Source organism: Arthrobacter sp. NPDC058288, from assembly GCF_042880995.1.
In the GTDB taxonomy this organism is placed as follows: Bacteria; Actinomycetota; Actinomycetes; order Actinomycetales; family Micrococcaceae; genus Arthrobacter.
On the sequence record NZ_JBHVYH010000005.1, the window covers coordinates 22,518 to 46,101 of the forward strand.

Sequence of the window (23,584 nt, forward strand, 5' to 3'; positions counted from 1 at the left end):
TGAATCCTCTTCCGGGTTCGGGTGAATCTTCGGGCCGCTGCCCGCTTAGTCCAGCGATTAGTCTAATAGGTCTGGTCAGCATCCGCCGGGCCGCGGCCCGTAGAGATCCACGGTGGTGGACTTCACGAACCAGCCCGGGTGGCTGCCTTCGGTCACGCGGTACCAAGGGGTTCCGTTGCCGTAGATGTCCTTGGTGCAGTTGATGGTGAGCTTGCCCTCGGACCGTTGAACCCAGCCGACGCCACACGATGGACCGCTCGGATTATAGGTGTCCGGTTCTCCGGGCTTGCCCGGACAGGTACTGTTGTGCGCCTGGATCTGGGACGTCGGGGTAGGCGGCGGCGGTTCCGCTCCGCTCCGCGAGGTGTCGCTGCCGATACGCCCCGGCTGGTTGGCGCTGATCGCGCGGACCCGAAGCGTGTGCGTCTCGCTGAAACCCACGCTCTTCGAGAAGGACCGCTGATCGGTGTTGACCCAGCCGCCGCCATCCAGGCTGTACTGATAGCCGGAGACGGCACGGCCGTTGCCGCTGGGCTGGTTCCAGGACCAGGAAACGGTCTTGTCTCCGACGCCGCCGCTGCCGCTGCCCGTCACGGTCGGAGCGAAGGCCAGGCCGTAGGGGTTCACCACGTTGGATGCAGGGCTTGCGTCGCCCGGGGTGGAACTGCGGGACGAGACGGCCCAGACCACAACGGCGGTATCGGTGCCGTTGGCTGCCGGGACAATTTCTCCGCCGGCGGCGATGTTGCCGCTACCGCCGCCCGACGTCAGCCGGTACTTGTAGGTGATCTCACCGGGCGTCGATCCGTTGCGTTGCGCATCGGTGAGGATGGGGAACTTGACATCAATTCGCCCTCCGTCACCGCCGGTGTCATAGAGGGTGGCAGTCGGCTTGCCCACCATGTCTGGCTTGCCCACTGCCCGGACGGCGGCGGACTGCGCACTAGTACCCGAGGTGCCGGCTTTGTTGGTCGCTGAAACGGTAAAGGTGTAACCCGACTCGGAGTTGTCCACCGTAACGTTCTGTGACGTCCCGGAGACCTGCTGCGTGGTCACCACGGCCCCTCCCCTCAGCGTGGTCAAGGTGTACGCCGAGATGGCGTCACCATTGTTGCCGGGCGCGGTCCAGTTCACTTTGAGCTGGCTCTGCGTACCCACGGAACCGGCCGCGGTCGCGTTTGGCGCAGCCGGGGTGGCCGGAACACCGGCGGGGGTTTCCGCGGCGGAGTAGGCACTCCATTCGGATGGTTCCTTGGCATCGTTGCGCGCCAGGACGCGGACCTTGTAGGAAACCCCGTTCTGCAGGCCTTTCCACACATAGCTGAGCGAGGTCAGGTTCTGGATCTGGGCGTTCTGCCCTGCCGGGGCCGGGGAGATCTCCAGGTCATAGGACTTGACCGGTGAGCCCTTGCTGGCCGGCGCCGACCAGGTCACCGAAAGCTGCTTGTCGCCAAACTTCAGCGCAGGGGCAACCGGGGTGTCGGGCTTGACGTCCGGGCGGACCTCCGCCGACACCGGGGACCGCTCAGATTCGTCGATGGCGTTGGTGGCCGTGACCTGGAAGTGGTATTTCGTGTTGTTGGTCAGTCCGGTGAGCGTGCAACTGTTCGCCGGACAGTCCTGCCGGAAGCCGCCTTCACCATAGACGGTGTACTTGGTGATGGGTGAGCCGCGGTCCGCGGGGGCGGTCCAGTTCAGCAGGGCTGTCTGGTCGCCGACGCTTTGGGCCTGCGGTGTGGCCGGTGCCAGCGGCTTGTCCTTGACCGTCAGCCTGATCCGGGCTGTGGCGTGACGGGAAGTCTCCCCCGTCTTGTCCTCAATCGTGTACGCCACAATCAGCGTTCCCGAAAAGCCGGAGGCGGGAGTGACGTTGACGGTGGTCCCGGCCACCTCCGCGTTGCCGAGCCCGCTTTCCACGGCCGCCTGGACGATCTTCAGGGGCGCCTCGGGGAACGGGTTGGAGTCGTTGGCAAGGACGTCCACGGACACGGACTTACCGGCCGTTGCATTGGGCTCCTCATCGTCACTGGCCACGGGCTTGGGCCGGTTGGACGCAGTGACTGCGAGCTGGAAGGTCGCCGTTGCTTCCAGTCCCCGCGGATCCTTCGCCTTGATCTGTACGGTGCCCGCGGTGCCGGTGGCGGCTGCCCCGTCCACGGATGCCTTGAGGGTCTTGCCCTCGATCCGGGCGTTGAAAACGCCCGGGCTGTCCCCCACCAGCTCGTACTTCATGTTGTCCACGTCGTCGCGGTCGGGGTCCGAGGTCAGCCGGCCCAGATCGGTTTCCGCAGACTCGCCCTTGGGAACCTCTACGGAACTGCCCAGCAGCGTGGGCGGGTTGTTCCGGTTGGGGTCCGGCAGCACTTTGGTCCGGATACTGAGGGTGGATTTCAATCCCGCGGGATCATCCGGTCCGGAGCCGTCGGTGACTTCGAAGCTGATGGAGCCCGGGCCCACGTAGTCCCGTCCGGCGGTGTAATTGATCGCTGTGCCGTTTCCGGCCACCGGGTCACCGCCGTCGGCTCCGATCAGCTTGATCCGGTCGGTCTGGGTCAGGCGGGGCGACCGCCCGTCGCGGACCTTGACCCACTCCTTCAGGTCCACCGTGGCGGACTGTCCGGCGATGACTTCGATGACCTCGTCCTTGGCAAGCGTCGGCACCTGCTGGCCGATGCCGGGCACCCAGATGATGGCGGTGGACTTCTGGCCGTCCACGTCCTCTACCGTGTAGGGAATCAGTTGAGGCTGCTCCGTCAGGTCCACCACCATGTTGCCGTCGGTCCCCGGGCGGGCGGTGGTGGCATCCGTGGCGATTTTCAGGTTCTCGCCCACGCCGTCCGGGTCCTCGTCGTTCTTCAGCACGGGCACGTCAACGGCGGTCTTGCCCAGGGTCTGCGCGGAGGTCACGCGGTCGTCCCTGGCGATGGGTGCCTTCAACGGCACATCATTGCGGACGTTCACGCGGATGGTGGCCTGGGCCGAGGCGCCGCGGTCATCAACGATCGTGTAGCGGACGTTGACGGTACCTTCGCTGGCCGGTGCCTGCAGGATGATGCGGCCGCTCGCCTTGCTCACGGTCGCCTGGAGTTCCGCGGGAGCCTCGATTCCGTCGCCAACGATGCCGATGGGGTCGCCGTCGGGATCGGTGTCGTTCCCGATGGCGTCCACGGCGATCTGGCGTCCGGGACGGACCTGGACGTCGTCATCAACGGGCGTGGGCTTTTGGTTCGCGTCCCCGCGGGGCGCGATGCCCACGGTGACCGTGCCGGTATTGACGGCGCCCTGCCGGTCCACCACCTTGTAGCGGAAGGTGTCCGTTCCCGCGCCGTCGCCTGCCGCGGTGAAGTCGATGAAGTTGCTGCCGACAGTGGCGGTGCCCATGCCGGGGGTGCTGTCGATGCCGGTCAGCTGGACCGAGTCTCCGTCGGGATCAATGCCGTCCAGGTCCACCGGAATGCGGACAGATCCGGCGGCCACCACCCTCGCGGTCAGGTTCTTTGGCTGCGGCCGCGAGTTCTCGGCGCCTTCCAGCGGGAGGATGTGGATGGTGACGGCGGCAGCGCTCTTCTGGCCCTGCGGGTCCACGGCGTTGTAGATGGCCCGGACTGTCTTGGGCTGGGGCCCGGCGATGAACCGGAGCGTGTTTTCGGAAACGAAGCTCTTGCCGTCCACTTCGGCCACTGCCTGCGGCAGCACCGGATCCACGGTCAGTTTCTGGCCCTGCGGATGGGTGTCGTTGGACAGCACGGGAATGGTGACGACGTCGTTGACACGGACGTTCACTTCGTCAGGTTTTGGCTGCGGGGCCTCGACGACGACGGGGGCCGGGACCGGGACCACGGAGACACTGCCGGTGGCGGACTTCCTGCCGTTGGACATCGTGTACTGGAACAGGAAGGGGTCCTTGGTGCCCAGGACGTCGGTGATGCGCAGCACGCTGTGGTCGATCACGCTGACTGAGGCCGTGGTGTTTTCCGGGAGCTGGACCGACTGCAGTACCAGCACTCCGCCGGAGGGATCGGAGTCGTTGGCCAGCGGGTCGAGGAGTACGCTGCCGCCCGTGGGCATCAGCGCAACGTCGTGCACAGCGACGGGGTCGCCGGTGTCCTTGCCTGATTCCACATCCACGCGGATGAGTCCCTGGCTGCTCTGCGGACCGTTGCTGGCGATGTACGTAAGGTAGACGGGGCCCGCGGTTTCGCTGCGGAAGGTAAACGTGCCGCCGTCGGTGACGGGGCCGAGTTCGGCCGGGCCGGAGGCTTCCACCTGGGCGAGCCGCAGGGCTCCGCCGTTGGGGTCGACGTCGTTCTTCAGCGGTGCGATCACCAGATCCTGACCGACGACGGCGGTCACGTGGTCGGCATTGACCACCGGCGCCAGTGCGCCCGGCGGTTGCACGTTCACCACCACCTGTCCGGTGGTGGTGTCGCGGCCGTCCCACACGGACACCGTGACGGTCTTCTTGCCGGGCGCAGCCCCGGAATCCTGGTAGGTGAGCAGTCCATCGCGGCGAACCTTGACCTGGTCCTGCTCGTTGTCCGCCTTGGCGTCCAGCAGCACGAGGTCGTCGCCGTCGGGGTCGGTCCAGTCGGTCAGGATGTTCTGGCTGACCGTTTTGCCCTGTTCCACCAGCATGGTGGTGGGGTCGCCGCGCTTGAAGACGGGCGGTTTGTTCTCGTCAGCGCCGACGATGTTCAGGGAAACCTGTCCGCCGGCGGAGAGCCCGCGTCCGTCCGCCGCGTTGTAGCTTAACGTTTCAGAGCCGGGCTTGGCATCGGCCGGTACCGTGATCTGGAAGGCCGTGCCGCCGTAGATGCTTTGCAGCGTGCCCGACGTCGGTCCGGAACCGCCCACGGACGCCGTAAGAACGTCACCGTCGGGATCGGAGTCGTTGTCCAGGACGCTGAGGATGGTGGTGCGCCCGGGCCGTACGCCGACAGTATCGGGTTTGGTTTCCGGCGGGCGGTTGGGCTTGGTGCGGTCCGGCAGGATGTTGATCGTGTTGTTGTCCGCGGACTCCTGGTCCTGGTCATTGGACTGGTTCTTGGGCGGGACGACGTCGTCCCAGTTGTTGACCAGCTGCATATTCTGGTTCACCAGCCACACATTGCCCGAATTCACATCGTTCAACACCACCAGGTCCCGGTTCACCCGGAACACATACGACGGCGACGCACTCGCCTTCGGCACCTCAACGTTCTTATCATCAGCATCATTCACACAGTCACGGACATACTTGTTCGCCCCCGACCACGCCGCATGAACACACCCGCCCAGCTGCACCGGAGCCGCCGGAACACCCTCACCACCAAACAACACCGTCTTCGCCGCCGAACCATCCAACGGCTGCTTCAACAACGCCTTCTGCGTCGCCACCGCCACCACATCCGACGCCGGACCGGACTGCTGCAACTTCGCATCCCGCGCATTCTCCAGATCCAGCCCGCGGCCACCGGGCAGGAACAACTTCCCCCGCCCCGCATCCAGGACCACCGGCCTATCCCCCACCACCGCCAGCTGCAGATCACCCGCACCCTTCAGACCATCCCACGTGGCCGACTCAGAAGACGTCGTCCCACCATCGGCATCAACAGCCGTCACAGTCACAACACCAGTCTTCGGATCCGCACTGTAAATCCGGTCATCCGCACCGACCGCGGACACCAGGCCCTCCGAACCCGTCAGCGCAGGTTCAGCAGCTTCCTCATCGAAACCGTTGACCGTCGACGGCGACAAAGCCCACACCTTGCCCTTGGCCGCATCCGTCACCGAAATCACGGTGGAACCAAAACTCACATCAGCCGAACCCGGCAACTGCTTATCCCCGCCCAGCTGCATGTTCGCCGGCGACACCTGATTCAGAGTCGAGCCGGTCTCATCATCAACAAAAACATTCCCGGCGTCCTGCAGGATATCGAACGTGGTACTCGCCGGCGTCACCGCCCCATCCAGCACCCGCGACGGATAATTCAACCGGCCAACAGCATTCTTGGTCTTACTGACCACCCACACACCGCCGTCATTCAACTCCACCTCAGTGGTCTTGAACCCCGGATAAATAATCGCACCAGCCACCAACGCAGCACCCGCCACCGCAAATGCGGTGCCCGATACCAAGTTTCTGCGGCGCTCCCTGAGACCCAGCTTGCCGAACAGAGTAGTCACAAGTTTTCAAATCCCTCAAAATCGCAGCCGCCCCCAGGGCAGCGTTTCCAAAGACCCGGTACCGGGCTCTCTGTTTCCCGCGACAGCCTACCCAACCCGCCGCGGGACCGCGATGGGGAGCACTCCCCAACCGCTTGACCTGCGGTTACGCCCGTCATGAACATTGCGGAATCCCGTGACCCTCGGGCTCGCCCAGGGTGGTGTTGCCGACCTGGATGGTGCGTCCCACGAAGCGGCCGTCAGGATGCGAGTTGATGCGGTACCACTTATAGGTCCCGCGGGCATCCGGCACAGTGCGCCACATGAAGCAGTTGACCGTGAAGGACCCGTCGGAGCCGTAGGCCCATGGATAGCCACGGATGACTCCGTCGCAGGTGTGTTCCGCGTTCGTCGGCGACCGCCACGAGGTTTGCCCGGAGGCAGGCGCGTCGGTGCACGTGCGGTAACCGTTGACCGCGGTGTCCCAATTTGTCTTGGCAGGGCCGGACTGGGCCGTGGCTTGGGCAACGGGCCCGCCGGTGCCCACCGAGTTGACGGTTTGCACCTGGATCGAGTGCGATTCGTCAAAGCCGCCGGTGTTCACCGTCCGTGTTCCGGACGCCGCGACAGTTTCCCAGCCCCTGCCGTCGATATTGATCCGTGTGTAAGCGACGTCGTTCGTCGCCGTCGACGGTGAGGACCAGCTGAAGCTCAGGGACTTCTGGTTCTGGCCGCCGTTCTGGCCCGACGCCGAGGGCGTGCCCGGGGCACCGTATGGCGTGGCCCTGGCTGCGGCGCTGGCGTCCGAGCTTGGTGCCACGGTGGAGTTAGCCACTACGGTGATGGATGTGGCGTCACCATTCGTGAAGCCTCCCACGGTTTGCCCGGGCTTGATGGGTCCGCCCTGGCCCGTGCTGGCGTTGTAGCTGTAGCTGACTTCACCGTAGGCAGAGCCGTTGCGTTCGGCAGCGGTCAGCTCCTTGAAGTTGATGGTCACCTTCCGCCCCGCTCCCCCGGTGTCTGCCGGGGTAGCGCTGACACCCGAGACCTGGCCGAGCTTGCCGGTGGCGCGCCGCGGCGCGGATGGCGGACTGACGGCACCCTTTCCCGCTTTGTTCTCGGCCTGCACGGTGAAGGTGTACTCAGCTTCGGAGTTGTTGGCCGTGAAGTTCGCAGTGCGCGCTGTGCCCGCAACGGTCTGGGTCTGTGGCGCTCCGCCGCCTCCGCTCATCGTGACGAAGTAGTTCCTGATCGGATCACCGTTGGTGTCGGGTTCCGACCAGTTCACGCGCAGCTGGTTCGTGGTTCCGACGGATGAAGCCACGGCAGAAGTCGGCGCTGCCGGAGCCCCGGGCACCCCGGCAGGATTGTCTTCGGACGAGTAGATGCCCCACTCGGAGGGGCCAAGCTCGTTGACGGCCTGGGCGCGGACCTTGTAGCGCACACCGTTGGTCAGTCCCGGCCAGGTGTAGTTCAGGCCTGTGACCCCGTTCTTCACGGCAACCCCGTTGGCCGGCGGTGGCGAAATTTCCAGGTTATAGCCCTTGACGGCTGAGCCCTCGGTCTTCGCCGCAGGCCACGCAATGACCATATTCTTGTCGCCGGCTTTGACGGTGGGTGCCTCCGGAGGCGAGGGCTTCTCATCCGGCCTGATCTCGTTGGACGCCACCGAGGCCGCCGAGACCCCCACTTCGTTGGTGGCCGTGACGGTGAAAACGTACTTGACGTTGTTGGTCAGGCCACTGAGGGTGCAGGTAGTGGTGGCACAGTCCTGGCTGAACCCGCTGGACGTCACGGTGTATTTGCTGATGGCCGCGCCGTTGTCCGACGGCGGCGCCCACTTGAGTACGGCGGTGCGGCTGCGCACGTCCGTGGCGGACGGTGCCGAGGGGGCATCCGGTTTGTCCCGGACGGTGATGCGCACACGGCCGCTCGCCTGCCGGGAGGGATCCCCGGTCTTGTCCAGCACGGTGTAGCGAATCACCATGACGCCCTTGGAGCCCTCGGCAGGAGTGACCGTGATCGAGTCCCCGTTCACGGCAGGTGCACCGGCGGCAGAACCGGTTTCGACCGTGGCAGAGATGATCTTCAGCGGCGTTTCACCGAAAGGATTGAAATCGTTGGCGAGGACGTTGACGGTCTCGGTCCGGCCGGCATTGGCCTTGTCGATGACGTCCTCGTTTGCGGCGGGGAGCGGCCTGTTGGAGGCGACGACGGTAGCGGTCACTGCAGCCTTTACCGCACCGGAGCGGCCGTCCGTCACCTTCAGCGGGATGATCCCCTTGCGGCCGGCGGCCGTGCCGGAATCAGCACTGACCTTGAGCGCCTGGCCCTCGATGGTTGCCTTGAAGCCCTCCGGCAGGGTGCCGTCCAGTTCGAAGGTGAGTTTCTCCTGGTCCCCCTCGTCAACGTCCTTGGCCAGGTTGCCCAGTTCCAGGCTGGCAGTCTCGGCCAGCGGCACCTCGAGGTCGGTTCCGCTGAACGTGGGCTCGTGGTTGGCATTGGGGTCCGGGATTACCCGGGTGATGACGGTCAGCGTGGACTTCAGCCCCTGCGGATCGTCCGGACCGGCACCGTCCGTCACTTCAAAGGTGACAGAGCCGGGCCCCACGTAGTCATTAAGCGCCGCGTAGCGCAACGCGTTTCCGTTGCCGGTGATGATGTTCGCGGGGTCCGCCCCCTGGACGCGTACTTTGTCCGCCTGGGTGATCCGGGCGGTGCGCCCGTCCCGTACGCGGACGTACTCGCCCAGGTCGATGGTCGCTTCTTTGCCTGCCATCACTTCCAGGACGTCGGTGCGGGCCAGGGTGGGGTACTGCTCTCCCTGCCCTGGAACCCAAATGACCGCCGTCGCGCTTTGGCCGTCGACGTCGGTGACGGTGTACGGAACCAGCTGGTCATTCGCGGCGAGGGACACAACGACGTTGCCGTCACCCCCGACGCGCGCGTTGGGGTTGCCGTCCGGCAGGGCGACCTTGAGTTCAGCGGCGACGCCGTCGGGGTCGGCGTCGTTCTTCAGGACCGGGACGTCGACGGCGGACTTGCCCAGCGTCTCGGCCGGAGTGACCACATCGTCCTGCGCGACCGGTGACTTCAGGGCGGCGTCGGGGCTCACCCGGACCCGGATCACGGCGCTCCCCTGGGCCTTCTTGTCGTCCTGGATCTTGTAGCTGACGCTCTCGTTGCCGGCGGCGCCTGGTGCCGTCAGCAGCACCTTGCCCCCGTCGGCGCTCTCGACCCGGAGCTCGGGGCGCGCCTCGAAGCCGTTGGCCACCAATCCGATGGGGTCCCCGTCAGGGTCCGAGTCGTTGCTGAGCGCGTCGACGGCGATCTGGCGCCCGGGGCGGACATCCACGGCGTCGTCCACGGCAATGGGTTTCTGGTTGTTGGCCTCCGGCGGGGCAATTCCGACAATTACGGTGCCTGTGTTTTCGGCTCCGATCCGGTCCCGGACACGGTAGGTGAAGGTGTCGGTGCCTGCGGCCGTCGCGGTAGCAGTGAACTCGAGGTAACCGTCCTTCACCACGGCCGTTCCCATTTCCGGGGCTTTGTCCACGCCGATCAGCTGCACGGAGTCGCCGTCGGAATCGATCCCGTCCAAGGGCACGGGGATCCGCACCACCATGCCGGCCACCACGCGCGCGGTCAGGTTCTTCGGCTCGGGACGCGTGTTCCGTTGGTCGTCGCGGGCACGAATGCGGATAGTGACCTGTTGGGAGTCCGACTGCCCGGATTCATTGGTGACCTTGTAGATGGCATAGACCGTCTTAGGAACGTCACCGGCGATGAAGCGCAGGGTGCCGCCGGAGCGGAACATGCGGCCGTCGGCGTCGTTGGGTTTCTGCGCCAGTTCGGGTTCAAGGGTGAGCTTGCCGCCGTTGGGGTCGGTGTCGTTCTCCAGCACCGGGATGGTGACGACGTCGCCCGCCCGGACCGACACTTCGTCAGGCTTGGCCTGCGGGGCCTGGAGCTTGGCCGGTGCTGGAACCACCAGCACCGCGATGTCTCCGCTGGCGGAGGCCTTGCCGTTGGAAATCGTGTACTTGACGTTGAGCTGCCCCTCTGCCCGGATGTCGGTGATCCTGATGACCGAGTGGTCCAGCACCGATGCGCTGACCGGCTGGCCCTCGGCCGCTGTGACGGACTGGACCACCAGGACGCCGCCCGAGGGGTCCGAATCGTTGCCGAGGACGTCCACCAGCACACTGCCCCCGCTGGGCAGCAGGGCGGTGTCCCGGACGGCGACGGGGGCGCCGTCGCCGTTGCCGGGAACGACGTCCACGCGTACCAGCTGCTGTGCGCTGGCCGGGCCGTTGGTCACAAGATAGGTCACATAGTGGGCACCCTCGGCAGTGGAGTTAAAGGTGAAGGTCTGCTGGTCCGCTCCCATGGTGGCAGTGGAGTTTCCGTCGGGAGTGACCTGGGCGAGCCGGAGCGCGCCGCCCTGCGGGTCCGAATCGTTCTTCAGCGGCGCAATAACCGTGGCCACGCCGGCGACGGCGACGATGTGGTCGGCGTTGGCGACCGGCGGAAGCGCTCCCGGGGCGCGCACATCCACGGTGACCTTGTCTTCGGCAGTGGACTGGCCGTCAGAGACCGTAACGGTGACTACTTTGCGGCCGGGCTCGGAGCCGCCGTCCTGGAAGCTGAGCAGTCCGTCCGGCCGGGCTTTGACCTGGTCCCGGGGGTCGCTGCTGGTGGCGGTGACGACGTAGAGGTCGTCGCCGTCAGGGTCGGTCCAGTCGGTCAGGATGTTCTGGCTGACGAGCTTGCCGGCCTGCACCACCAGGGTGGTGTTCCGGTTCGGCTTCCGGCGGGGAGCCGAGTTCTCCCCCGGCGGGATGATGTTGAGGGTGACATCGGAGGAGGCGCTGAGGCCGCGGCCGTCGTCCACAGAGTATTTGAATGTCTCGGAGCCGGTCTTGTCCGCCGGCACGCTGACCTGGAAACCGGTGGAACCGTAGATCGGCGCCAGGAGCCCGGAGCTGATCGCTTCCGGGGCGCGGACCGTGAGGATGTCGCCGTCGGGGTCGGTGTCGTTGTCCAGGACGGGGAGGATGGCTGTCTTGCCCGCGCGGACTCCGAAGGTGTCCGGTTTGGCAACCGGCGCGCTGTTGGGCTTGGTGCGGTCCGGCAGCACGGCCTGCTGCACCTCATCCGCGGAGTCCTTCTCCGCGTCATCCGAGGTCTGCTGCGGCGGGACGACGTCGTCCCAGTTGTTGACCAGCTGCATATTCTGGTTCACCAGCCACACATTGCCCGAATTCACATCGTTCAACACCACCAGGTCCCGGTTCACCCGGAACACATACGACGGCGACGCACTCGCCTTCGGCACCTCAACGTTCTTATCATCAGCATCATTCACACAGTCACGGACATACTTGTTCGCCCCCGACCACGCCGCATGAACACACCCGCCCAGCTGCACCGGAGCCGCCGGAACACCCTCACCACCAAACAACACCGTCTTCGCCGCCGAACCATCCAACGGCTGCTTCAACAACGCCTTCTGCGTCGCCACCGCCACCACATCCGACGCCGGACCGGACTGCTGCAACTTCGCATCCCGCGCATTCTCCAGATCCAGCCCGCGGCCACCGGGCAGGAACAACTTCCCCCGCCCCGCATCCAGGACCACCGGCCTATCCCCCACCACCGCCAGCTGCAGATCACCCGCACCCTTCAGACCATCCCACGTGGCCGACTCAGAAGACGTCGTCCCACCATCGGCATCAACAGCCGTCACAGTCACAACACCAGTCTTCGGATCCGCACTGTAAATCCGGTCATCCGCACCGACCGCGGACACCAGGCCCTCCGAACCCGTCAGCGCAGGTTCAGCAGCTTCCTCATCGAAACCGTTGACCGTCGACGGCGACAAAGCCCACACCTTGCCCTTGGCCGCATCCGTCACCGAAATCACGGTGGAACCAAAACTCACATCAGCCGAACCCGGCAACTGCTTATCCCCGCCCAGCTGCATGTTCGCCGGCGACACCTGATTCAGAGTCGAGCCGGTCTCATCATCAACAAAAACATTCCCGGCGTCCTGCAGGATATCGAACGTGGTACTCGCCGGCGTCACCGCCCCATCCAGCACCCGCGACGGATAATTCAACCGGCCAACAGCATTCTTGGTCTTACTGACCACCCACACGCCGCCGTCGTTCAACTCCACCTCAGTGGTCTTGAACCCCGGATAAATAATTGCACCAGCCACCAACGCAGCACCCGCCACCGCAAATGCGGTGCCTCGAAGAACCCGTGCACGCCGATGGTTCGGCATATGTTCCGATTCGGGCGTCACGGATCGAAGTAGCCGTTTCATTAGTGTTTTTCCCCCACGAGAAATGCATTCCGGGCACGCTAAGACCCGCTGAACGAAATAGCCGGCTCAGTCCGACTATCTCATAAGCCCATCAAATGTAGAAACCCGGTCCGCAGACTCAGTCCAGGACCAGGCCACGGCCGCTGCCGCGCTGCAGGAGGACCGGGTGGATTTCGCCGAAGCCGCGGACTTCCTCGGCTTTCTGCGGCACCAGCACAAACCGCTCGTCCTGTTCCAGGGCGGCGGCCGTCATCGAGTCCACCAGCACCGTGCCGGGGTCGGCGAGTGCCGTCAGCCGGGCAGCGAGATTAACAGTAGGCCCGTAGATGTCGCCCAGGCGCGAAAGGATGCGCCCCCACACCATGGCAACCCTGGCCTGGGGCAGGATCTCGTCCTCGGTAAAGGCCTGCGAAAGGGCAAGGGAAATTTCGGCTCCCGCTGCGGGTGTCTCGGCAATATAGAGGACTTCGTCGCCCACTGTCTTCACCAGCCGGCCGCCGCCCACCGAGATGATTTCGGCGCACTTGTTTTCAAAACGCTGCACCAGCTGCGCGAGCGTCTTCTCGTTCATACGTCTCGAAAGGCTGGTGTAGGAGACCAGGTCCGCAAAGCCCACTGCCCTCGCAAGGGGCAGCGGCGCGTCATCCTCATCGCCTTCACGGCCCTCTTCACTCGCCTGCAGTCCGGCTTCGGCCCGCACGGCAAGTCGCTGGACACCCGCATTGAGCTGCCGGCGCCAGGAGTAAACGAGCATTTCCTCGAGGGCGTCCACGAGGGACGGAAGCTGGTTGACCAGCCGCTTGCGGGCCACGGCGTCCGACACGCCCTGCCGGTGGACCATGTCCTCCACCAGGGCTTCGATTTGCCACACCACCATCCGGTCAGTCATCTGCCCGATGGCACGGGTCACCGAGATGGCCGCCTCTTCGGTGAGCTTTCCCGCGCGGACCAGGTCCACCACGGTGGACAGCGCTGCCTGGTCGCGTTCGGTGAAGGCCACGTCCTCGTCTCCGAGGTTGGGGAAGCCCAGGGCGCGCCACAACTTACGGGCGGACAGCAATGACAGCCCGGCACCAGCCGCCACCTCACGGCGGCGGAGCTTTCGCTCACCGCCAAGGAGCCTGGCTTCGAGCGCCTTGGCTGCAAGCCGCTCGGCGGAGAGTGTCCCGGTGGGGGGTGCCTCGGACGGGGATGTTCCCGCCGGCCGGCCCCCCGGAGTCGGATCGTAGGGGGCGGGGTCGTGGGGTATCGGCTGGTGTGTTGCCGCCGGCGCGTGGGCGGGGTCCCCGGCAACGGAGGTCTCGAGCACGGGCGGCTCCACCGAAACTGTGTCCAGCGCAGCCGTTTCCAGCACAGCGGCTTCAAGGGTGGCGGTTTCCACTACTGCGTCCGGTGGTGACGGCATCTCGGACCGCTCGGCCTCGTCCACGGGTCCGGCATTCTCAACGCTCATCTCTTCCACCTTCTCTCGGATCCCACTGCTCTCCCATGTCCCGCGGCCGGTAGTACTGTGCGTCTCCGGCTAGTTCCTGCGCCTGCACCCGGCCTGCCTCGAAAAGCACGCCCGGCGGCAAGTCATCGATGGCGTCGAGGACGAAGTTCCGGAACCTCACGGCCTCCGGGACATCCGGGATCACGGCGTCCGCGCCTTGCCCGGTATCCAACGATATATTCCCGGACCGCAATATGCGTTGCCACAGTGACTGACTGACGCCGATATGGTGCACGGATGCGAGCGGGATCTGCATGTCCCGCCTGCGCAACATGCCGTAACGGGCAACTATCCGCCGGCTGGTCAGCACGTACTGCGTGGCGTGCCACCTGAGCGCGCGAGGCAGGCAGTACCCCAACAGTATCCACGCAACAGCCCCGGCGCACACTGCGACGAGCCAGATTGTCCATTCTCCGGTGATCAGCGGAACCAGCCTGGCCGGCTCGCCTTTCACGATCCAGGCACTGGCGAAGGCACCCAGCGCAGGGGCGACGATGAACAGCAGCCCCGGAAAGAAAAGCTTCCGGGGCTGCGGCCGGGTAACAGTGATGACCTGTTCACCCGGCAGGAGGTCTTTACGCATATCCGCTTTCCGCGGCGCCCGTGCCCGATTCGGTCCCGGTGCCGGGCGGGGTCCACGGCCGGAGGTGGACCACGTCCCCGGCCGTTACGACGTGTTCGTGCTTTGCGGCGTCCACCACGAGGAGGGAGCCGTACTCGTCCAGGCGGGAGGCATGACCGATGATCTCGTGGTCCCCCGGCAGTTGCGCGCGCACCTGCTTGCCGAGGGTGGTCATGACCGACTCGACCCGCTTGTGCAGCGAGGGTCCGCCAGCCATCCCGGCGGCGGGGTCGCCGTCGGCATTGCAGAAATTCCGGTAGAGCGCGGCGAAGCGCGAAAGATAACTCTTGAGGAGTGCCGTCCGGTCGACAGTCCGGGCATTCTCCAGCAGCACGGACGTGGCCGTCGGCACGGGGAGCTCCCCGGCAGTCAGTGTCACATTGAGGCCCGTGCCCAGAATCACCGGCGGAACAGAGCCGTCCCCCATGGGTCCAAGTTGCGCCAGGATGCCGGCGATCTTCCGGCCGCGCACCATGACGTCGTTGGGCCATTTGATTTCGGCCGGGATGCCTGCCGTTTCCAGGAGTGCCTCACGCAGGGCAAGCGCGGCGAGCAGCGAGAACCAGGAGTAGCTGTGGGTGGGCAGCGGCCGACCTTCCGCGTTGACCGGGCGGAGGACGATGGATACCGAGACGGAGCTAAGCGGCGGAGCCTCCCAATGGCGGTCCAGGCGGCCGCGGGCCGCGGTCTGATGCTCGGCCGTCAGGACGGAAAGGTCCGGCCAGGCACGGGGATCCACGGTTACTCCCTGCAGGAGGTCCGCATTGGTGGAGCCTGTCGAGTCAACCACCGTGAGCTGCGCTATGCCGTTGGCAGAAAGGAATTCCGCACTGCCCAACTCAGCCTTGTTAAGGCCGACGCGAGGAACCGCGTCCGGCTGGGCGGCGGAAGGCGCCGCACTGCCCTGCCGCTCCGGGCCGGGTTCGGAAGGCTGCGGGCTGTTCGGGTCCTGGCCGTCGGCAGGCTGTGGGGCGTCCATAGTTGAATCCTACCGAGTTGGTGCGGTTCCGGCGGCGGCCCGGAGGGTTCTCAGAGGAAAATGTCAGGGACCAGCCGGTCCTCCGGCGCACCCAGGCTGTAAGGGGAAAAGTCTGCTACCCCGGCCGCGGCGAGCACCTGTTCATCGGTGTAGAAATTGCCGCTCGGCGAGCCCCCCGTTCCCGTCAGGTTGCCGCCCGTCAGCACGGCATGCGCCGCATCCGCCATGATCTCCGGTCCGCGGGCGGCCTTCACCATGTTCTCGCCACCGGGCATGTTGCGGATAGCCGCCGTATCGATCAGGGTGCAGGGCCAGAGCGAGTTGACGTTGATGCCGTCCTCCTTGAGTTCCTCGGCCAGGCCGAGGGTGGTAAGGCTCATTCCGTATTTGGCCATGGTGTAGGCGAGATGCATGCCGGCCCACTTGGGATCCAGGTTCAGCGGCGGCGACAGGGTGAGGATGTGGGCGGACGATGAACGGCGCAGGGCAGGAAGCGCGAGCTTGGAGAGCAGGAACGTGCCGCGGACATTGATGTCCTGCATCAGGTCGTAGCGTTTCATGTCCACGGCGTCCGTCTTCGACAGATCGATCGCGGAGGCGTTGTTGACCACGATGTCGATGCCGCCAAACCGTTCGACGGCGGCGGCAACCGCCCCGGCGACGTCGTCGTCATTGCGGACGTCGCCGACGATCGGAAGCGCCTGGCCGCCGGCCGCTTCCAGCTGTTCGGCGGCGCTGAAGACAGTGCCCTCAAGTTTTGCGTGCGGCTGGCCGGTCTTGGCCATCAACACGATGTTGGCGCCGTCGCGCGCGGCGCGGACCGCAATGGCGAGGCCGATGCCGCGGCTGCCGCCCGACATCAAAATGGTGCGTCCCTGAAGGGAACCGGCGGCCTGGTACGGCCCTGCGGCGGTGCCCGAAGCATCGTTGCTTGAAGTCATAAGGACACTCTAGCCGAAGTATGTTACCGGCGAGTAACATACTGGTCGCTGTCTCTCAACGGCAGAAAATTGTAGGTTTTCTACAGCGGTCCGGGTCAATAGCGTCACTAGACTAGCCAACAGGGTCCTGTTTTTGTGCGGAAGCTACTTAAGCGCCGTTGCGACACAGTGCCAGCGACCATCAGCTACAGAGCCGGAGACACTTGATGAGCCACGATCTGACCACGACAGCGGGAAAGATTGCCGACTTCCGCGACCGCCAGGCGCGCGCCGAGCAGCCGTCCGGCCCCGAGGCCATCGAGAAGCAGCACGCCCGCGGCAAGAACACCGCCAGAGAACGCATCGACCTCCTCCTGGACGCGGATTCCTTCGTGGAATTCGATGCCCTGGCCGTCCACCGCTCCACGGCCTTCGGTATGGAAAAGAAGAAGCCGCTCGGCGACGGCCTGGTGTCCGGTTACGGCACTGTGGACGGCCGGCCCGTGGCCGTGTACAGCCAGGACTTCTCCGTCTACGGCGGTTCGCTCAGCCAGGTCAACGGCGAGAAAATCGTCAAGGTGCAGGAATTTGCGCTGCGCAACGGATGCCCCGTGGTTGGCATCCTCGACGGCGGCGGCGCCCGTATCCAGGAAGGCGTGGCCTCCCTGGCCATGTTCGCGGACATCTTCCGCAACAACGTCCATGCATCCGGCGTCGTCCCGCAGATCTCCCTCATCATGGGACCCTCCGCCGGCGGAGCAGCGTACTCCCCCGCCCTGACCGACTACGTGGTCATGGTGGACAAGACATCGCACATGTTCATCACCGGGCCGGACGTGATCAAGACCGTCACCGGCGAGGACGTGGACATGGAAACCCTGGGCGGCGCCCGCCAGCACAACGCCACCACCGGCACCTCCACGTACCTGGCGTCGGACGAGGCGGACGCCATCGAGTTCGTCCGCGAACTCCTGGACTTCCTCCCCTCCAACAACCTGGCCGAGGCTCCGGTCCTGGAGCACCAGCAGGACCTGGACGTCGACGACGATGACCTCGCCCTGGACACGCTCATTCCGGATTCCGCCAACCAGCCTTACGACATGCGCAGGGTCGTCGAACAGATCGTGGACGACGGCCACTTCCTGGAGATGCAGGCGCTTTACGCTCCGAACGTGATGATCGGCTACGGGCGCATCGAAGGGCACACCGTCGGCATTGTTGCCAACCAGCCCATGCAGTTCGCAGGCACCTTGGACATTTCGGCATCGGAAAAGGCCGCACGCTTCGTCCGGCACTGCGATGCCTTCAACATCCCCATCATCACGCTGGTGGACGTCCCGGGCTTCCTTCCGGGCAAGGACCAGGAATTCCAGGGAATCATCCGCCGCGGCGCCAAGCTCCTGTATGCCTACGCCGAGGCCACCGTTCCGAAGCTCACAGTTATCACCCGCAAGGCATACGGCGGGGCGTACATCGTGATGGGTTCCAAGAAGCTCGGCGCCGACCTTAATCTGGCCTGGCCCACGGCCCAGATCGGCGTCATGGGCGCGCAGGGCGCCGTCAATATCCTGTACCGCCGCGAGCTTGCGGCGGTTGCGGAGGCCGGCGGCGACGTCGAGGCCAAGCGCGCTGAGGTTATCCGGCAGTATGAGGAGGAGCTCCTCAACCCTTACCAGGCGGCCCAGCTGGGCTATGTGGATGCCGTTATTGCACCCTCGGATACCCGGGTGCAGATCATCAAGGGCCTGCGTGCGCTGCGGGACAAGCGCGCCAGCCTGCCCGCCAAGAAGCACGGAAACATTCCGCTGTGAGCGCGGACGTGGAGCCGGCCGCGAACGCGGCGGTTGAGCCCGGGGAGACCCCGGGCGAAAACGGCGCCGAGGCCGCCGAGCCGTTATTCTCCGTGGTGAAGGGCGAACCGACAGACGTCGAACTCGCGGCGCTGGCCGCCGTCGTGTTCTCCCTCGGCAGCGCCGAGCCGGAAGGCGAGGCGAAGCCCAATGTCCGCCACTGGGTCCGGCGGCAGCAGCTGCGCCTGGCCCCGGCCCCGGGGCCGGGAGCCTGGAAGCGCAGCCGCGGCTAACGGGGAGCTGTGTGGTCGCGGCAGCGGCCGTCCGTTGACACACCGAAAAGTTCAGTGAGTCTTTCATAACCGGGTTTGCCCCGTTAGTCTCGTGGGGTGACTACCGAACCCGCAGCCTCCGCACGCCCGCACACAGCCATCGACGCCGTCGCTGACGGCTACACGGACACTCTCATAAGGCTCAATCCGAGCTTCGCCACAGTGCTGGGCGTGCCGGGGCACGAGACCGAATTCCAGGACTTCTCTCCGGCCGGCATCGCAGGATTCATGACAGCGGCCAAGGAGGCGCTCGACGCACTTGACGGCCTGGAGCCGGTGGACGAGGTGGACGCTGTAACGCTTGACGCCATGCGCGAACGGCTGGGACTTCAGTTGGAAATCCATGCATCCGGCTGGGATGCCGCCGAACTGAACAACATCGAATCGCCGGCGCAGAACATCCGCTCCATCTTCGACCTGATGCCCACCGACACCACCGAACACTGGGAGCACATCGCCGGCCGCGCCCACAGCGTCCCCGGGGCGATCGACGGTTATATCGAGTCGTTGCGTTCGGCAAAGGAGCAGGGCAAGGTCTCCGCTGCCCGGCAGGTGGCCATCGTCATCGAGCAGGCCAGCAAGTACGCCGCCGGGGACGGCTTCTTCGCGAAGATGGCCGCCGGCGCAAAGACCAAGGACGGCCCGCTTTCCGCGGAACTGCAGGCAAAGCTCGACGACGGCGCTGCCGCTGCCGGGGCGGCATACCTAAAACTCGCGGACTTCCTGTCCACGGAGCTGCTGCCGGTGGCACCGGCCAAGGATGCGGTGGGCCGGGACCGCTATGCACTGGCATCCCGGGCGTTCCTGGGCGCGACGGTGGACCTCGACGAGACCTACGCCTGGGGCGTACACGAACTCGAGCGGCTCATCGCCGAACAGGAACGCGTGGCCGAGGAAATCCGGCCCGGCGCGTCCGTGGCGGAAGCCAAGGAGATCCTGAACAGCGATCCCGCCCGGCAGCTCAAAGGCACCGACGCCCTCAAAGCGTGGATGCAGGACCTCTCGGACAGGGCCGTGGCGGATCTCGCAGGTGTCCACTTCGAGATCCCGGACATCATGAAGACGCTCGAATGCCTGATCGCTCCCACGGATGAAGGCGGAATTTACTACACCGGCCCTTCCGACGACTTCAGCAGGCCCGGCCGGATGTGGTGGTCCGTGCCTGCGGGTGAGGACACGTTCACCACGTGGGCAGAGACCACCACGGTGTTCCACGAAGGGGTTCCCGGCCACCACCTCCAGATCGCCACGGCCGTCTACCGCCGGGAGTTGCTCAACAAGTGGCGCCGCAACGTCTGCTGGACCTCCGGCCACGGCGAAGGCTGGGCACTGTACGCCGAGAAACTGATGCAGGAACTGGGCTACCTCAAGGATCCGGGCGACCACATGGGCATGCTGGACATGCAGCGTATGCGTGCGGCGCGGGTGGTGTTCGACATCGGCGTGCACTTGGAACTGGAGGTCCCGGAACGCTGGGGCAGCGGCACCTGGACACCGGACATAGGCTACGGCTTCCTGAAAGAGAACCTGGCGATCAGTGAGGGCCAGCTCAATTTCGAATTCGCCCGCTACCTGGGGTGGCCGGGCCAGGCGCCGTCCTACAAGGTGGGCCAGCGCCTCTGGGAACAGATCCGTTCCGAGCTTGAAGCCCGACCCGGTTTCGATCTGAAGGCCTTCCACACCAAGGCCCTGAACATCGGCTCCGTGGGGCTCGACACTCTCAAGAGGGCGCTGCTGGGGTAAGTACCTTCCGCCTGTCGAGTTTTTGTCCAGATAACGCGAGCAAACCATTCCGGAAGTCGCGTTATCTGGACAAAAACTCATAATGAAGTCGAGACGTTTGCCACATCGGCGCCGGGAATAACTTCACAAAGGTGCCCAGCTACGCCATTTTCTAGGGATTTCCCGGCTTCCCCTCGAATTTATTCCCGTAACATTTCTCAACATCCGTTCGTCGTGGTAAGTGAAACGGTCCTAGCGTGTTCGGGTGAGCACTCAAACCAGCACCCCCTCCCCCGCAGGAAACACCGGCTTCCGGCTGCCCAAATGGGCCGCTTCGTTCGGCTTCCAGATCATCGCCGCCCTGATCGTGGGCCTGGGCCTCGGCCTCCTGGCCAAGTACACGGGCAGCACCAAGACGAGCCCCAATGCCCTCGGCGCCACGTTGCAGACCATTGGCTCAAGCTATGTCTCGCTACTGCAGACCGCTGTGGTCCCCCTGATCTTCACCGCGGTTGTCAGCTCGATCTCGAACCTCCGCCAGGTGTCCAACGCCGCAAAGCTGGCGTGGAACACGCTCCTGTGGTTCGCCATCACGTCCCTGATCGCAGTGCTGATCGGCATCGGGCTGGGTGTGCTGCTGCAGCCCGGCGCGAGCACCGGCATCACCCAGGAGGCCAAGTACTCCGGCAAATCCGGAGACTGGTGGGCGTTCCTGGTCGGGCTCTTCCCCAAGAATTTCCTGGGCCTGGGCGCCAGCTCCACTGTTGCTGAATCAGGCGCCGTGACCACCGCGGTCAGCTTCAACGTCCTCCAGATCCTGGTGATCGCGATCGCCGTCGGCGTTGCCGCACTGAAGGTGGGCAAGGCAGCGGAGCCGTTCCTGAGCCTCAACGCCTCCGCCCTCGCCGTGATCCAGAAGGTCCTGTGGTGGATCATCCGGATCGCCCCCTTGGGCACTGTTGGCCTCATCGGCAACGCCGTGGCCGTCTACGGATGGGACACCATCGGGTCGCTGGGCAAGTTCACCTTTGCCATCTATGTCGGACTGGCCCTGGTGCTCTTCGTGGTCTACCCGGTCCTGGTCCGCACCCACGGGTTGTCCGTCAAGCAGTACTTCTCCGGAGTCTGGCCCGCTGTCCAGCTGGCCTTCGTTTCCCGCTCCTCCGTGGGCACCCTGCCGCTGACCCAACGCGTGACCGAGCGCAGCCTGGGCGTCCCCCGGGCCTACGCCTCCTTCGCCGTACCGCTGGGCGCCACCACCAAGATGGACGGTTGCGCCGCGATTTACCCGGCCATCTCCGCGATCTTCGTGGCCCAGTTCTTCGGCATCCAGCTGGACTTCAGCCAGTACCTGCTGATAGCCCTTGTCTCGGTGCTGGGCTCGGCAGCGACGGCCGGCACCACCGGCGCCGTCGTCATGCTGACCCTGACGCTCTCCACGCTGGGACTGCCGCTGGCCGGCGTCGGGCTCCTGCTGGCGATCGATCCGATCCTGGACATGGGCCGCACGGCGGTCAACGTGGCCGGCCAGGCCCTGGTCCCCACGATCGTGGCCAAGCGCCAGGGGATCCTGGACGAGGCACTGTACAACGCGCCGCGCAACGGCGACCCGTTCGCAGACGACTCCGTTGAAGGCTCCACGGAGGCGGCGGCTGCCGCGGACGGCCGCGAGCTCGCCGATGCGAAGGCCTGATACCAGGCTCAGCTGACAACGCAGCAGTCCCCGGGAATCTTTCCCGGGGACTGCTGCGTTACTGGCGCCCTTGGGGGTGCCGGCGGGGACCTAACGGCCGCCGCCGCCGATCACGCCGTTCTTCACGGCTTTAGTGACCGCGTCGGCTTCCGCCTGGGTGAGCTTTCCATCCGCTACGGCTTTGTCCAGCCGTGTCTTCAGTGCTGCCGCCCGCTGGGACTGGGCCTCAGTGCGTAGTTCCTCCAGCGCGGCGGTGACCTTGGACTCCTCAATGCCAAGTGACGCCGCGAGGGACTTGGCCAGGGCCGCTTCCATGGCTTCCCTGTCCGGCTTCGCGCCCTCGGCGGGACGTGTGGCCGGCTTGTTCGCGTCACGGAACGTCTTGAGCGCCTCCGTGACCTTTGCCTCGTCAACACCGAGTTTCGCAGCCAGCTCGGATGCCTGCACGACGCCTCCGTGTCCGTGCCGACCGCCCATCTGCCCGCGGTGGTGGCCGTCGGCATTGGGAGTGGCCGACGCGCTGGGCGACGGAGTGGGCGCGGGCGTAGTGGCGGCCGACGCAATTCCGCTCACGCCGATCCCGGCCCCGACTACCAGGGCAACGGCGCCCAGGCCGAGGCCCAACTTCTTTCTGCTTGTCATGGCACGTCTCCTAGATCCTCCGCAGCAACCTTGCTGCCCGTGGCGGTAGATACAGTTCACCTACCTTCCCCAAGGATGCGGCACCCACTTAGGGAACAGCTGTCATCAAGCTGTTAGGAAGCTGTGAATCACCCTCCCGAAAAACTTGCACAGAGTGTAAGAATGCACGTAGTGTAATGTCGTGCCCACCACCCCGACCGCGCCCGCCCAGACTTTTGGCGACAACGCCGCATCCCCGGCACCCTCGCGCCGGGAACTCAACAAGGCCGCAACGCGCCAGGCCATCACTCGTGCCGCGCTGCAGCTTCTGCGCAGCAAAGGCCCGGGAAACTTTACGGTCGAGGACATCGCCGAGGCCGCCGCCATCTCCCGGCGGACATTCTTCAACTATTTCAGCAGCACGGAAGCGGCCCTGGCGGCGGTGACCCACGGTTTCCTGGACCATGCCCTGGCGCAGTTCCGGCTGCGGCCGGCCGACGAGCCCATCCTGGAATCTGCCCGGGCGGCCCTGATCCAGCTTGCCGATCCCATGACCGTGGCCCCCATGGCCGAGCTGTACAGCCTGGCTCAGTCCAATCCGCAGCTCAACCGGTCCGAACTTGAAGCATGGGACCACTGCACCGCGGAAATCATCGATGCTGCCCGCGAACGATTCGCCCGGACACCCGGCGCGGAATTCGACGAACTCTATCTCCGTGCCCTGGCCGGTTCGCTGATCTCCTGCGGTAAGGCGGCCATGGACGTCTGGTTCGACCGGTGCGGCGGCTCCCTCACCCCGGAATCCCTTTCCACCCTCAGGCAACTCCTGATCGATTCCATGAGCCTGCTGGGCTCAGGATTCGCCAGCCCCGAAACCCGCAAGGCCGGCACCGCGGCCAACAACTCCACCGCCACCCCTTTCGCAGATCGGCTTTGAC

The 23,584-nt window shown here is 65.4% G+C and carries 12 protein-coding genes; 5 read left to right on the forward strand and 7 right to left on the reverse strand.

Annotated elements, in window-relative coordinates; genetic code table 11:
• Window positions 1–75 precede the first annotated feature (75 nt).
• The 6 genes from ACFVWT_RS14315 to ACFVWT_RS14340 all read right to left on the reverse strand — a co-directional run bounded on the left by ACFVWT_RS14315 (window position 76) and on the right by ACFVWT_RS14340 (window position 16,509).
• Window positions 76–6,165: an Ig-like domain-containing protein gene (locus ACFVWT_RS14315; protein ID WP_390248834.1), complete on the reverse strand. Its 6,090-nt coding sequence runs from the start codon at window positions 6,163–6,165 to the stop codon at window positions 76–78.
• A gap of 154 nt (window positions 6,166–6,319) precedes the next feature.
• The gene (locus tag ACFVWT_RS14320; protein WP_390248836.1) at window positions 6,320–12,475 is read right to left on the reverse strand and encodes an Ig-like domain-containing protein; all 6,156 of its coding nucleotides are present in this window, start codon (window positions 12,473–12,475) and stop codon (window positions 6,320–6,322) included.
• A 118-nt stretch (window positions 12,476–12,593) separates the two neighbouring features.
• Window positions 12,594–13,880 carry an adenylate/guanylate cyclase domain-containing protein gene (locus tag ACFVWT_RS14325; RefSeq protein WP_390249260.1) on the reverse strand — a complete coding sequence of 429 codons (1,287 nt, stop codon included), beginning with the start codon at window positions 13,878–13,880 and terminating at the stop codon, window positions 12,594–12,596.
• 37 nt (window positions 13,881–13,917) lie between these two features.
• Window positions 13,918–14,550, reverse strand: coding sequence for a PH domain-containing protein (locus ACFVWT_RS14330; protein WP_390248838.1), 633 nt, complete (start codon window positions 14,548–14,550; stop codon window positions 13,918–13,920).
• Window positions 14,543–15,568, reverse strand: coding sequence for a biotin--[acetyl-CoA-carboxylase] ligase (locus ACFVWT_RS14335; protein WP_390248840.1), 1,026 nt, complete (start codon window positions 15,566–15,568; stop codon window positions 14,543–14,545). Before ACFVWT_RS14335 ends, ACFVWT_RS14330 begins: the two co-directional genes overlap by 8 nt.
• Before the next feature lie 50 nt (window positions 15,569–15,618).
• Window positions 15,619–16,509: an SDR family oxidoreductase gene (locus tag ACFVWT_RS14340; RefSeq protein WP_390248842.1), complete on the reverse strand. Its 891-nt coding sequence runs from the start codon at window positions 16,507–16,509 to the stop codon at window positions 15,619–15,621.
• A gap of 206 nt (window positions 16,510–16,715) precedes the next feature.
• On the opposite strand from ACFVWT_RS14340, the gene ACFVWT_RS14345 reads away from it, so the two are divergent.
• From ACFVWT_RS14345 to ACFVWT_RS14360, 4 genes are all read left to right on the forward strand, one after another.
• Window positions 16,716–18,299, forward strand: coding sequence for an acyl-CoA carboxylase subunit beta (locus ACFVWT_RS14345; RefSeq protein WP_390248844.1), 1,584 nt, complete (start codon window positions 16,716–16,718; stop codon window positions 18,297–18,299).
• Window positions 18,296–18,571, forward strand: coding sequence for an acyl-CoA carboxylase subunit epsilon (locus ACFVWT_RS14350; RefSeq protein WP_390248846.1), 276 nt, complete (start codon window positions 18,296–18,298; stop codon window positions 18,569–18,571). Before ACFVWT_RS14345 ends, ACFVWT_RS14350 begins: the two co-directional genes overlap by 4 nt.
• Before the next feature lie 96 nt (window positions 18,572–18,667).
• On the forward strand, window positions 18,668–20,353 hold the full coding sequence (locus tag ACFVWT_RS14355; RefSeq protein ID WP_390248848.1) for a DUF885 domain-containing protein: 1,686 nt from the start codon (window positions 18,668–18,670) through the stop codon (window positions 20,351–20,353).
• Between the two features lie 244 nt (window positions 20,354–20,597).
• The gene (locus ACFVWT_RS14360; protein WP_390248850.1) at window positions 20,598–22,025 is read left to right on the forward strand and encodes a dicarboxylate/amino acid:cation symporter; all 1,428 of its coding nucleotides are present in this window, start codon (window positions 20,598–20,600) and stop codon (window positions 22,023–22,025) included.
• A 90-nt stretch (window positions 22,026–22,115) separates the two neighbouring features.
• Here the strand turns inward: ACFVWT_RS14360 and ACFVWT_RS14365 are convergent, their stop codons facing one another.
• Window positions 22,116–22,667 carry a hypothetical protein gene (locus ACFVWT_RS14365; RefSeq protein WP_390248852.1) on the reverse strand — a complete coding sequence of 184 codons (552 nt, stop codon included), beginning with the start codon at window positions 22,665–22,667 and terminating at the stop codon, window positions 22,116–22,118.
• A 181-nt stretch (window positions 22,668–22,848) separates the two neighbouring features.
• Here ACFVWT_RS14365 and ACFVWT_RS14370 point away from each other — a divergent pair, with 181 nt between their 5' ends.
• Window positions 22,849–23,583: a TetR/AcrR family transcriptional regulator gene (locus tag ACFVWT_RS14370; protein ID WP_390248854.1), complete on the forward strand. Its 735-nt coding sequence runs from the start codon at window positions 22,849–22,851 to the stop codon at window positions 23,581–23,583.
• Window position 23,584 lies beyond the last annotated feature (1 nt).

Excerpts from the sequence above, each read along its gene's own strand:
- ACFVWT_RS14320 (WP_390248836.1), bottom strand. The coding sequence starts at position 12,475 with ATGAAACGGCTACTTCGATCCGTGACGCCCGAATCGGAACATATGCCG.
- ACFVWT_RS14325 (WP_390249260.1), bottom strand. The coding sequence starts at position 13,880 with ATGCCGTCACCACCGGACGCAGTAGTGGAAACCGCCACCCTTGAAGCC.
- ACFVWT_RS14330 (WP_390248838.1), bottom strand. The coding sequence starts at position 14,550 with ATGCGTAAAGACCTCCTGCCGGGTGAACAGGTCATCACTGTTACCCGG.
- ACFVWT_RS14335 (WP_390248840.1), bottom strand. The coding sequence starts at position 15,568 with ATGGACGCCCCACAGCCTGCCGACGGCCAGGACCCGAACAGCCCGCAG.
- ACFVWT_RS14340 (WP_390248842.1), bottom strand. The coding sequence starts at position 16,509 with ATGACTTCAAGCAACGATGCTTCGGGCACCGCCGCAGGGCCGTACCAG.
- ACFVWT_RS14345 (WP_390248844.1), top strand. The coding sequence starts at position 16,716 with ATGAGCCACGATCTGACCACGACAGCGGGAAAGATTGCCGACTTCCGC.
- ACFVWT_RS14365 (WP_390248852.1), bottom strand. The coding sequence starts at position 22,667 with ATGACAAGCAGAAAGAAGTTGGGCCTCGGCCTGGGCGCCGTTGCCCTG.